Here is a 13,826-nt window from a genome sequence, read left to right as displayed (position 1 = left end):
CAAATGAAAGAATAACCAACGATATTACGAAATAATTTCAATACTCAAATAGTACAAGTAATACATTTCTATCTTATAAGAGATCTTTGAGTACCCAATTACAAAACAACTATCAGAAAGTCTCCTCCCTTTCCAATACTGTTAACTAATCGGACTACTAGATGTTATCTTTAATGTCGCTCCCTATTGCTTCTATGAAACTTCTACCTCCCATCATCTTAATCATAAAATGAGTAATGATAGTCTATTGAAAGTTCATAAGAGAACTTAAACTTTGATTTTTTCTGATTTCTCAATCAAAAAATGATGGTGTAGCCCCTAGATAAGATGCTTCTATTGTGACTGCAAGATTATCAAATTCACCATAACTAAATAGACAATAGCTCAAAGTCTTTTATCAGCTTCTACCATTACCCACATCATTCATAATATATTTTATTTGAAAGTACTAATCTACTGTCATGAAGAAGTTAATATCAATTTGAATCTGCTCATCTCTTGTGAGAGAAACAATCAGATCACCCTCCTCACACATGTCCATGTAATAAGTTAGCTAATTATAAAAAAAGTTCCACAGCCCATAAAGACTTTGGAACTTCTTAATTGACTTCATTATTGGTCACTTACGATATTTTTAAGTGCCGAACAAAAAGAAGCCTGACCTTATTCGGTCAAGCCTCTCTTTTTGAAAACTGAAATAATCTTACTAACTATCTTATTTTTACGCCTATTATTATCTTAGTCTTCTTTTTTTCGTTTTCCTGCCAAACCAAGTCCAGCTGCCGCAAGGAGTCCTCCGAATGCCATTGCTACTACAGACTTGTTCTCACCAGTCTTAGGAAGACCCTGTTCTCTAGATACTTCTGGAGATGTCGGTGGTGTAACTGGTGGTACTACTGGAGTTGGTGGTGTCGGTGGTGTAACCGGTGGCACCACTGGAGTTGGTGGTGTTGGCGGTGTAACCGGTGGTACCACTGGAGTTGGTGGTGTTGGCGGTGTAACTGGTGGCACCACTGGAGTTGGTGGTGTTGGTGGTGTAACTGGTGGCACCACTGGAGTTGGTGGTGTCGGTGGTGTAACTGGTGGCACCACTGGAGTTGGTGGTGTCGGTGGCGTTACAATGTTGTTGAACTCAGTATCTTCTGGCAATTTAGAAGTTACTGTCATAACGTTACCACCCTTAGCTACCAAAACAGTAACTTTAGCTACCATCTTATCGTAAGTTACTGTAGTATCATTACCTTTCACTTCTTCAACCGTGTAGAAGTGGATACCTTCTTCACCATGTTTGTACTCAAGTGCTGAGAACTTAATCTTACCGTCAGCATCATTGCTTACAGTTTCAATCACTTTACCTTTTCTATCCTTAAGTACAAAGCTAAACTCACCAGCCTTAAGGTCACGACCTTCTAGTTTTTTAGTGAATTCAAACGTAACACTAGCTGAAATGTTAACAACACGTTTTTCAGTTGGTTTTTCAGGTGTTTTCACGACCTTCTTAACTGTTGGGTCGTAGTAGTGAACTGTTTGTCCCGCTGTGTTTTCAATATCTGAACCAGAAGGTACGTCAAACTCACCTTTTTCATTCTTACTGTCTTTAACAATTGCCGGAATGTCAAACTTATAGTAACGACCAAAGGCAAACTTAGTTGTATCGATAATTTGGGTATTATCTTTATCACCAAGTGACTTAGTGAAGCCATCTTTAAGGTTGGCTGTAATCACACCGTTTTCAACCTTGATATCGAACATTGCTGTAACATCTTTACCAGTTTTACCATCGTATGCTTTGATATCTGATTGCTTAACATTAAGTTTCTTCTCATCGTAGTTATCAGTGATACCAACGGTTTGAATATAATCCTTGTTGTTTGCGTCAAATTTAGTTGTATCAAGCCATACTTGGTAAACCAATTTATCGCCACGTTTCACAGTCTTAGTATTCAAGTTTTCTTTCTCGTTGTTGTCTGTCTTGTCTACGTATGGGTTCGCATTAGTATCCGCATACTTGTCTGCCAACTCTTTATCATCATCAACGAGTTTATCACCAGTAATGTCAAATTTCTCTTGGTTTACAACATATTTCTCTGGTTGGAACTTAGGTTTTTCTGGTGGAACCACCTTGTTGTTGAACTCTTTGTCGTTAGCATCTGTAGCATTTCCACCTGCTGAAGCATGATTAACGACAGTCTTAAGAATTTTACCATCCTTAGTTACTTGTACTGTCACCGTTGCTTTCATAGCATCGTAAGAAATACCAGGTTTATTGTCATTGACTTCTTCTACAGTATAAGTAAATGTCTTACCAAGATCAGCCTTGCTGAACAAGAGTTGTTCAAACTTGATATGTCCGTCTTTATCATTTGATACAGTTTGAAGGACTTTTCCATCTTGGTCTTTCAATAAGAAGCTGAACTCACCTGCAGTCAACTCACGTCCTTCAAGTTTCTTAGTATAGTTAAACTCAAGTGGAACTGGAACGTTATTTTCACGTGTTTGAGTTGGTTTTTTAGGAGTTGTAACTTGCTTATTGTAAGGGTTGTATTGATGAACAATTTCATTGGCCGTATTACTAAACTCAACACCGTCATTGTCTTTAATATTTTTAACAGTTGCTGGGATATCAAATTTATAGTAACGTCCAAAGGCAAACTTAGTCGTATCAATAACTGGAGTCGCATCAGTTGCACTAATAGGTTTAGTCAAACTTGGTTTAGAAGTTGCGTAGATGACACCGTTTTTGATTGAAATATCAAATTTATCAGTAACATCTGTTTCACCATCGTAAACCTTGATTGCTGACTCATCAATATCAAGTTTAGCTTCATCATAGTCATCTGTGATTCCTACTGATTGGATATTGCTTTCAGCTGTAAATTCACGAGTATCAAGCCATACTTGGTAGTAGAATTTCTGACCACGAGTAAGTGTATGGTGATTCAAGTTTTCAGCTTCAACCTTACCGTTAGGCGCATCATCATCGAGAAGTTTTGTGCCCTTAAGATCAAATTTTTCTTTAGAAACAACATACTTCTCTGGTTTGAAGTTTGGTGTTACGTTATTGTCAAATACTGTATCATCCGCAGTAAAGGCATCTCCACCTTCAGTAGCATAAGAGATAACTGTTGACAACTGATCACCAGAAGAAGGCTGAATAACTTGAACAGTCACGTTAACCTTCATATCATCATAAGTAATACCTGGTTTGTCACCTTTCTCTTCTTCAACAATATAGTTAAATGTATGACCAATATCAGCTTTTGAATAGTTGATTGTCTTGAAGGTAACTTTACCATCTGCATCATTCTTAGCCTTCTCAAGAATCTTATTAGTTTCTTTATCTTTCAAGACAAAGCTAAATTCGTCTGCTTGCAATTTGCGACCATTGAGTGTCTTACCAAAGATTAGCTGAATAGCTGTTGGAATGTTATTAACACGTTTTTGTGTTGGCTTATCTGGAGTCTCAACTTTATGCGTTCTTGGGTTATAATAATGAACCGTTTGTGTCGCAGTATTTTCGATTTCAGAACCATCGTAAGCATCTTGACTAACTGTAGCAGGTATAACTACTTTGTAGTAACGACCAAATTCAAACTTAGTTGTATCAATAACTTGAGTATTATTTGCATCACCTAGTGACTTCGTAAAGCCTGATTTCAAGTTTGCAGTGATAATACCGTTAGTAACAGCAACGTCAAACTTAGATGTCACATCTGCACCAGTCTCACCATCATAAACCTTAATAGTGTTTTTAGTCACAATCAATTTTGATTCATCATAATTGTCTGTGATACCAACAGTTTGGATATTTTCCTTATTGTTAGCACTAAATTGAGTTGTATCAAGCCATACTTGATAGTAGAATTTCTGACCACGTTTAACAGGCTGAGTATTGAGGTTCTCAAAGACTTCTTCCAACTCGCCCTTATCATTACGGACAGTAACTTTTTCATTATTATTAGATTTATCTGCGTAAGGATTAATCTTAGTATCGCCGTATTTATCAGCTAACTCAGAATCATCATCCAAAAGTTTCTTACCAGTTAAATCAAAGTCTTCATCTCTAACAACATATTTCTCTGGGTTAAACTTAGGTTCTTCTGGTGGTGTCACACGGTTATCGAACTCTTTGTCTGGTGCGTCTACAACATTCTTCACGATTGCTTTTGCCGTACCATCATGAGAAATTGAAACCCTTACTGTTGCAACCATGCCATCGTAAGACACTGTTGAATCTGTTCCTTTAACTTCTTCCACTGTATAATTGTAAGTTTTGCCAATATCATCCTTACCAAATTCAAGTTTCGTGAAGTTAATCTTAGCGATACCAGTAGTTGCATCAGGAGCACCATTTTTCGCACGTTCTACTTCAACGCCATCTTTCTTAAGAACAAATGTAAATTCGTTAGCTTTAAGTTGACGACCATCAAGTTTCTTAGTGAAATTCAACTCAAGTGGAACTGGAACGCTATTTACACGTTTTTCAGTTGGTTTTTCTGGTTTTTCAACTGTGTTGGTTCTTGGGTTGTAGTAGTGAACAATTTGACCAGCTGTATTTTCGATATCTTTTCCTGCTGGGGCATCCGTTTTCACGGTTGTCACAATATCAAATTTATAGTAACGACCAAATGCAAACTTAGTTGTATCAATGATTTGAGTGTTGTTGGCATCGCCAAGTGATTTCGTGAAGCCAGCTTTAAGGGTCGCTGTAATCACGCCACCAGTGTTTGCGATATCAAACTTAGAAGTAACGTCTGAACCTGTCACACTATCGTAAACCTTGATTGAGTTCACATCCAACTTGGCTTCATCATAGTTATCTGTGATGCCGACTGTTTGAATATTTTCAGTGTTGGTTGCGCTAAATTGTTTTGTATCCAACCATACTTGGTAAACCAATTTAGAGCCTGGTTTCACTGTCTTCGTATTCAAGTTTTCTGGTTCATTGTTAGCTGTACCATCCACATATGGGTTGGCGTTTGTATCACCATACTTGTCTGTCAATTCAGAATCATCGTCAAGCAACTTGTCGCCTGTGATATCGAATTTTTCTGTAGAAACAACGTATTTTTCTGGATTGAACTTAGGTTCTTCAGGTGGTTTCACCTTATTGTTAAACTCTTTATCTGGTGCGTCTACAACATTCTTCACGATTGCTTTCGCTGTACCATCATGAGAGATTGAAACCCTTACAGTCGCAACCATGGTATCGTATGTCACCGTTGCGTCTGAACCTGTAACTTCGTGTACAGTGTAGTTGTAAGTCTTACCTAGATCATCGTTACCAAACTCAAGTTTCTTGAAGTTGATTTTACCAGCTGCGTCGTTCTTCACACGTTCGACTTCAACGCCGTCTTTTTCAAGAACAAATTCAAATTCGTTAGCTTTGAGTTGACGACCAGCAAGAGCTTTCGTGAATTTCAACTCAAGTGGAACTGGAACGCTGTTTACACGTTTTTGAGTTGGTTTTTCTGGTTTCTCAACCTTGTTTGTTCTTGGGTTGTAGTAGTGTACGATTTGACCAGCTGTATTTTCGATATCCTTACCTGGCTCAACAGTTGTTTTCACAGTTGTTACGATATCAACTTTATAGTAACGGCCAAACTCAAACTTAGTTGTATCAATGATTTGAGTGTTGTTGGCATCTCCTAGTGATTTCGTGAAGCCAGCTTTAAGGGTCGCTGTGATCACGCCACCAGTGTTTGCGATATCAAACTTAGAAGTAACGTCTGCACCAGTTACGCTATCGTAAACCTTGATTGAGTTCACATCCAATTTATCTTCATCATAGTTATCTGTGATGCCGACTGTTTGAATATTCTCAGTGTTCGTTGCGCTAAATTGTGTTGTATCCAACCATACTTGGTAAACCAATTTAGAGCCTGGTTTCACTGTCTTCGTATTCAAGTTTTCTGGTTCATTGTTAGCTGTACCATCCGCATATGGGTTGACTTTTGTATCACCATACTTGTCTGCCAATTCAGAATCATCATCAAGCAATTTGTCGCCTGTGATATCGAATTTTTCTTTAGAAACAACGTATTTTTCTGGGTTGAACTTAGGTTCTTCAGGTGGTTTCACCGTATTGTTAAACTCTTTGTCCGGTGCGTCTTGAAGCATGTTCACAACAGTTGTCTTAGTCGTTCCGTCATGTTTGACTTCTACTTTAATTGTTGCAACCATGTTGTCATAAGACACAGTAGCATCCGTTCCAGCAACTTCTTCCACAGTGTAAGTGAAGGTATTACCAGCGTCCGCTTTTGTAAATTCAAGTGGCTTGAAGGCAATCTTCGCGATTCCAGTTGTTGCGTCTGGCGCACTGTTCTTCACAGTTTGAATTGCGACGCCATCTTTTTTCAATACGAATGTAAATTCGTTTTCCACAAGATTTCGACCATCTAATTTCTTCGTAAAATCAAATTCGAGTGGAACTGGAAGATTTACGACACGTTTTTGTGTTGGTTTTTCTGGCTTAGTGATATCTCTTTTTGTCGGATCGTACTGGTGAACAATTTGATTTGCCGTATTTTCGATATCAACACCATTTGGAGTCGTCATCTTGACTGTAGCAGGAATATCAAATTTGTAGTAACGGCCAAACTCGAACTTAGTTGTGTCGATAACTTTATCTTTGATAAATTCGTTTTTAGAAGTTGCAGTGATTTCTCCGTTGTTTACTGTGATGACAAACTTAGAGGTTACATCTGCACCCGTTACTGAATCGTAAGCTTTGATATCTGCAACATTAATCTTTAGTTTGTCAGCTTCATATTTATCTGTAATACCAACAGCTTGAATATTGTCACTTGCTTTCAAGTTTGTTGTATCCAACCATACTTGGTAAACAATCTCATCGCCCTTCTTAACTGTCTTGGTATTCAAGTTTTCAGGCTCATTGTTGTTTGTCTTGTCTACGTATGGATCCGCATTTGTTTCAGTGTATTCATTTGTCAACTCATTGTCGTCATCCATCAACTTGTTACCAGTGATGTCAAATTTCTTTTTGTTAACGATGAATTTCTCTGGTTGGAACTTAGGCTCTGTTGGTGGGGTTACAACGTTGTTGAACTCTGTGTCTCCTCCTGGATAAGTTACCGTTGCTTTCAAAGTGTGGTCTGCATTCTTAGAAACAGTCACAGAAACCTCAGCAACCATGTTATCGTAAGTGACACCGAATTCTTTGTTAGCTGGAACTTTCTCAGTCACCTTGTACTTGATGACTTTACCAACTTGAGCATTTTTCACTTCTGGGAGTTGATTAAAGGTAACAACACCATGTTCATCATTGGTTCCAGTAGCAACAACAACTCCGTTTTCATCCTTCATTTCAAATGTAAATTCACCTGCTACAAGTGTACGACCTGCTAAAGCTTTTGTGAAATTAACATTTACCGGTACTGGAGGAACGACAAAGTTGTTGAAGACTCTGTCATTGGCATCTGTTGCTTCACCACCTGATGAAGTCATCACCGTGCTTGCTGACAATAGACCCGTATTGGCATCTTTTGTTACGGTAACCTTCACGTTGATTGTCATCGCATCATAATCAACATCTGTGTTTGTTCCAGCTACTTCTTTTACAGTGTAGTTATAGACACCAGCTTTATCGAATGACAACGTACTAAAGTTAATCTTACCATTAGCTTTATTTGTTACCGTTTCATTAACATTACCGTCACCAGTCAATTTAAAGCTGAAATCACCAGCATTAAGCGTACCATTTGAAAGAGACTTATCGAACTCAAGGTTTACTTTTACTGGATTCGGTGTGAAGGTATTGTTAAATTCTTTATCTACACCCGTCGTTGGGTTACCATTAGCATCAATACCATTAACTGATGAGTAAGTTGTAGCAGTTGTCAAAGTATGACCTGTCTTAGTAACAGTAACAGCTACTTTCGCTTCCATTTGGTCATAAGACATACCAGCTTCGGCTGTCGTTGGCACAACCTCTTTTACAGTGTAGTTAAAGGTCTTGCTGTCATTTCGCTTTCCTGCAGAATTTGTTCCAAGATCACTAACTTTGTATTTAATGCCCGTGAATTTAATATTGCCGTTCAAATCATTTTTTGCAGTGCCAACCACTGCACCTGCTTCATTCAAAAGATTAAAAGTAAACTCATTTGCTTTTAGATTACGACCAGATAATTTCTTCGTAAAGTCAAATTCAACGTTTACTGGAGCTACGACAAAGTTGTTGAATTCTGTATCAGTACCGGTTCTAACCGTCGGATTTGTTGCTGAAACATTAGTGTCAGTTGTGTTTCCAGAGTCATCTTGACCATTGATTGAGGTGTAAGTGACTTTTGCATCCAAATCACCAATAGCATTTTTCTCTGTTACGGTAATAGTAACAGTTGATTCCATACCATCATAGTCTACATCTGTATCTGTCCCTGGAACTTCGTTCACTTTGTAGGTATACACTCCTGGTTTTGTGAAAGTAAGCTCACTAAAAGTAACCTTACCATTTTGGTTAGATACTGTTTCATTGTAACCACTTGCTGTATCTTGAATCTTAAAGTCGAACTCACCATCTTGCAAGGTACGACCTGCAAGTGCTTTTGTAAACTGAAGTTTAACTTTTACTGGCTCAGGCTTAGCATAGTAATAAACCGTACGATAAACTGGGTTCAAATCATTTTGTAAACGGAAGACGTTCCCAGAAGATACAGGTGTGCCATTAATAGAATACGCATTATCCTTATCACCTCGGTTTACGTAGAACTCACCTTTTGAAACATAGGTAGGTTTATACCCATTTGCATCAGTTGCTGAGACATCAGTCTCCTTCATATTAACTTTTCCAGTTGGATTACCTGATGCATCTTGTAAGTACTCCTTATCCATCTTATAGAACGTTCCATTTGGTCTCTTGAAAAGAAGAGTTGTCACATTATTTTCTGTCTTTTCGAACTGAAGATCGCCCTTATAGTTTGTGACTTGTTTATCACTAAAAATAGTAAATGGTTTACCTTGTACCAGCTTACTCTTAAGTGAGTCAATGTACTCAAAACCTGGTTTAGGAATTTGTGGAGTGTTATTATCTTGATTCCAACCTGGGTCAGAAACATCAATATCCTTACCTGCATCTTGAGGACGGACATCGTAGTTGTTTTTTCCTGGTGGAATAACAGTTTCGTAAACTTTAAAGTAACCATCTGTATTCAGGTCACTAGAGATTTTATTCAGACTGTCAGACTTGATGGCCCACATTTCAATGCGTACAGTCCCATCTTCACTGACAACCTCTTTGATACGCTTAACTCCCCCCTGAGCATTTGCCACATCAAACCAACGTTGCCCAACATGGAAAGGTTGTTTCAAAACATCAATAAGAGATCTTGAATCAGCTGTCTGATACAATTTATAGCCTTCAAATGCACGAAGACCTGAAGCAGTAAGATTTTGCCCCTCCATACCTGTTGATGTGTAAGTACCAAGGTTGATCTCAGCGCCGTCTTCCTTATATTCCTGAGGATTGATATTATTACGGTCCACATTAACATAGGTTGTTTTGTTAACAATTTGACCATTTTCGTTTCTAACATCTACAGTCCCGTCTGCATATCTTGCAACAATATCAGAATTCTTCACGTCATTCGAACGTTTAGCAGTCGTGATAGTAGCAATACCCTCGGTTCTAGAGACATCTTGCCTAGTCCCTCTATCAACAGCTTTATAATAAGTTGTTTTATCTGTTAAGCGAGGAATATAGTACTGTGGGTCTGTGATTGATGTACCTTCGTTTGCTTTATTCGCAACATCGTAGATTTGAATACCAGAACGTTGACCTGCAAAGTTCTGAACTAGTCCCGATACTTTCCATGTCGCACGTAGAGCTGGTCGACTTGATTTATCCGCATCCTGAATATTCTCAAAACGGAATTCAATATAGGCCTGAGAACTACCAGTCAGAGGAGCTAAGATTGATTGACCCAAACTTACAGTACCGGAACCATTAATTGACTTAGTTTCAACCACATTATTATTCTGACCATCAACTAACTCAATTGTAATATCATTTGAAGCATTGTATGGTTTAGACAGACGATAATAGTATTTTTTATTGTATGTTGCATTAAAACTATTTAGATCAGTTACAGCAAAGGTGTATTGTGACGGATTGGGATTTAACTGAAAGTCAATTCCTGTAGTTACATGTTGACCAGAATCCTTAGGTGTTGGAACAACTAAGGGACGGCTTGAAATTGTTGCCCCGTTAGGATCACTCATAGCTGGAGTTGCCGTAGCTGGACCGGTTGTATAGTTAGTTGTTACCGGATTTGCCGCATCACGACGTCTACGACTGCTACGACTACGTACTTCTGGTGCAGTTCCTGCAGCGGACATTGGGTTCGCCGTCAACATTGTTGTCAAAGCTGCTGTATTCGCTACGGACGTTGGACTTGGTGTTGACGTTGTCAAAGTTGTCGTTGCAGGTTGTGCCACTGAAGCCGATGTAGGCTGTGTTGAAGCAACTGGCTGAGTAGCTGTAGGCGTTGATACAGGTTGTGTTGTAGCCGTCGGTTGTGTTGTTGAAGCGACTGGCTGTTCCACTGTAGGTTGTACCGCTGTTGGAGTTACAGCTGATGTGCTAGTTGTACCTGTTGAAGAAGAAGGTGCTGAACCTACAGATGTAGTACCCGCAGCTGTTGGAGTTGAGCTAGCAGTAGCTGCAGCCGTTGCTGTTGTCGCTGGTGCTGCAGCTGTAGACGTTGTTTCTGTTGTTGAAGCACTTGCTACTTCAGAAGCTGGTGATACCAAAGCAACTGTTGACGTAGATGTTGCAGAAGCGGATGGGGAAGTCACGCTAGCTGCTGGATTTGATTGGGGTGCTGTTGTCGTAGTATTGACTAAACTACTTGAACTTTCTCCTGCTACGGATGTGCCCGGATTACCCGCCGATACAGTTGGAGTCGCTACTTCATCTGCCTGTACACTATGAGCAGCAAAAAGTGCTGTTCCTAGCAAGACTGAAGCGACACCAAACGAATATTTACGCAATGAAAAGCGTTGGCGTCTATTAAAAAAGTCTTTCATTAAAAATCTCCCTCTAAAAGATAGTTAGTTATAGGTCACATGATTATAAGTCAGTTTTCTCATAGTCATGATTCACTCCATATTCTAACATTCTGACAATTTACAGTCAAGGTTTTAATCTCACTTTTTTAAAAAAATATTAGTTGTCTGACAATTTTATTGTTTTTACTTCCTGAATTCTATCTAAAATATGTCAAAACTCTTTATTATGGCGTATTTCCCAGTTTCTATGAAAATATAAAATTCACTTTCATTTTTAACCTAATCGACTTGAACATGTTATCATTCTAAACTCATGAGAAAATAAAACTAGTTTAAATGGCTGATATTCTCATTTACGCTTTAATATTTCTTCTCGTTGAAGCAAAAAAATTAGCCTATTATATCCGCATGTTAAAAAGTAAGTAAATTTATTTTTTTGTTTTTCAAACACTACAATCATATCTTGACGCATTTGCTAATTGAAGTCCAAGAAGTCTATCAGACAGCCAAAAGTACATCACAAATATTAGACACTCAAAAGATTGGCCATGTTCCAAATTGTTCGAGTCAGCTAGAATGTTCATTTATTCAATGTTTGGATTTTAAAACTGAGATATTTTTATTTGTAGCAAATAACGTTTGTAAGTAGCCTTAATCATTAAGTATAGAAAGACTTAGACCTTACTGGTTTGAATAATCTTCAATATCTGCTTTTTCAGCTAATTTCAAGAGTAAAATTGACTTCAGCTTCTTTATAACTTTATATAAACTTATTTTCTATAATAAGGTAGAACTGTCCTATTTCTCTCATAGCATAGGTGGAGACTGTTGATAAGGTACATCAGCGGTCTAAGAGGACTAGATTTTCATTTGACAAAATCCGTTAGACAGCGTACAATCAAGGCAAGTAACATTCGGAGGTAAATGGAGACATGAACAACTAAGTCTATTCACAATAAACCTGCTTTATTTGATAGATTGTTTTCATGTCTTTTTTTGCGCTCTTTTTCTGTAGAAAATTTATTGGTGGTATCTGCGCTTTTTTGCGTCCACACCATCACTATCTCCTAGAGAGCTTTTTAGCTAGATTCAAGACAGTTCTATCTTATAAGGTAGGACTGTTTTTTGACCTTTGATATTGTTTGAAGTAAAAGCCTACTTCCCATGAAACAATATCCACAAACACTCTGACCTAGGAGGTCCTATGATACAGATTCAACACCTAACCATAACACATACCAAGGATTTGCGTGAACTCGTTCATGATCTAAATCTAACGATAGCTCTAGGCGAAAAAGTCGCCATCATTGGGGAGGAAGGCAATGGAAAATCTAGTCTCCTTGTCCTTCTGGTCAATCCAAAAGCACATTTTGACCATCTATCTTACGAGGGAACTATTAACAAAACAGATAGCCCACAGGTCTATATTCCCCAACAGATTTCGGATAGCTTGCAATCTCTAACCCTTAACGACTACTTCTTTGAGGACACTTATGACCTAGACTATGCTACCCTCTATCGTCTGGCTGATGAACTTCATTTTGATAGTGATCGTTTTGCTAGCAGTCAGCTTATCTCCTCTCTGTCAGGTGGTGAGAAACTCAAAATTCAACTCATCCGAGAATTAGCTCGTCCCCACGACATCATTTTTCTTGATGAGCCCTCAAACGATATGGACTTGACTACTATAACTTGGTTAAAAAACTTTATCAAGCACTCTGATAAAACGATTGTCTACATCTCACATGACGAGGACCTACTAAGCCAGACAGCAGATACCATTATCCATCTGGAACTCCTTAAACGTCGTCGACAGGCAAGGACCAGTGTGGAGCACCTCGATTATGATAACTATAGCCAACATCGCACTGATTCCTATCAACAACAGATGCAGCAAGCCAAAACCGAGAAAAAAGCCTATGACAAAGCCATGGCCAAGCATCGTCGTATCAAACAAAATGTCCAAACCACCCTACGCAATACACATGACAGCACGCAAGGACGATTGCTTGCTAAAAAGATGAAAGCAGTCCTCTCACAAGAAAAACGCTACGACCGCCTTGCCCAAGACATGACACAGATGCCTGATAAAGAAGACAGTATTGAACTTTTCTTTTCTCATATTGACCCTCTACCTCAGGGGAAATATCTCTTAAATCTGGATGAAAAGCAGATAAACATAGCTCCCCACCTAACCATTGACCATCTCAAACTTTCTTTGAAAGGCCAGGAAAAAATTGGTATTGTTGGTGATAACGGCTGCGGTAAATCCACTCTCTTACACTATCTCTACCAAAAACTTAGTCAGAAGACAGACCTGACTATTGGCTACATGCCTCAACGTTATGACACTATCTTGCCACTGGATTTGTCTCCAATAGCGTTTTTGAGTAAGACTGGCGACAAGTCTGAACGAGAAGTTATAAGCTCCCATCTCGCTTACCTCAACTTTAGTCATGATGAAATGAACCATGCAATCTCTGATTTATCTGGAGGACAGAAAGGAAAACTTCTCCTACTGCACCTGGTCTTAGAAAGCCCTCAGCTCCTTATCTTAGATGAACCAACCAGAAATTTTTCACCCACCTCACAACCCCAAGTTCGACAGCTCTTCGAGAACTATCCAGGGGCAATTCTGACAGTATCACATGATGTCAACTACCTCAGACAAGTCTGCCAAAAGATCTACCGACTAGACGCACATGGTTTAGAAGAAGTTGAGATTTAAGATATCGAATCTATCGTTTTAACAAGAAAAGTCTCAAAAGAATCATTTTCTTCATATGCAAAAAAACTCAGGC

At 38.7% G+C, this 13,826-nt stretch carries 2 protein-coding genes; one reads left to right on the top strand and one right to left on the bottom strand.

Annotated elements, in window-relative coordinates:
- Nucleotides 1-738: 738 nt before the first annotated feature.
- Nucleotides 739-11,043 (bottom strand): Spy0128 family protein, encoded by a 10,305-nt coding sequence (locus V471_RS05725; RefSeq protein WP_084871202.1) that lies wholly within the window; start codon nt 11,041-11,043, stop codon nt 739-741.
- Nucleotides 11,044-12,229: 1,186 nt separating this feature from the next.
- Between V471_RS05725 and V471_RS05720 the strand changes: the two genes are divergently transcribed.
- On the top strand, nt 12,230-13,753 hold the full coding sequence (locus V471_RS05720) for an ATP-binding cassette domain-containing protein (RefSeq protein ID WP_084871201.1): 1,524 nt from the start codon (nt 12,230-12,232) through the stop codon (nt 13,751-13,753).
- Nucleotides 13,754-13,826 lie beyond the last annotated feature (73 nt).

It is taken from the genome of Streptococcus salivarius (genome assembly GCF_002094975.1).
Lineage (GTDB): Bacteria > Bacillota > Bacilli > Lactobacillales > Streptococcaceae > Streptococcus > Streptococcus salivarius_D.
This window is presented reverse-complemented; position numbering and strand designations above follow the sequence as displayed.

What these genes read in the sequence shown, in the direction of transcription:
- V471_RS05725 (WP_084871202.1), bottom strand. Translation starts at nt 11,043, where the DNA reads ATGAAAGACTTTTTTAATAGACGCCAACGCTTTTCATTGCGTAAATAT.
- V471_RS05720 (WP_084871201.1), top strand. Translation starts at nt 12,230, where the DNA reads ATGATACAGATTCAACACCTAACCATAACACATACCAAGGATTTGCGT.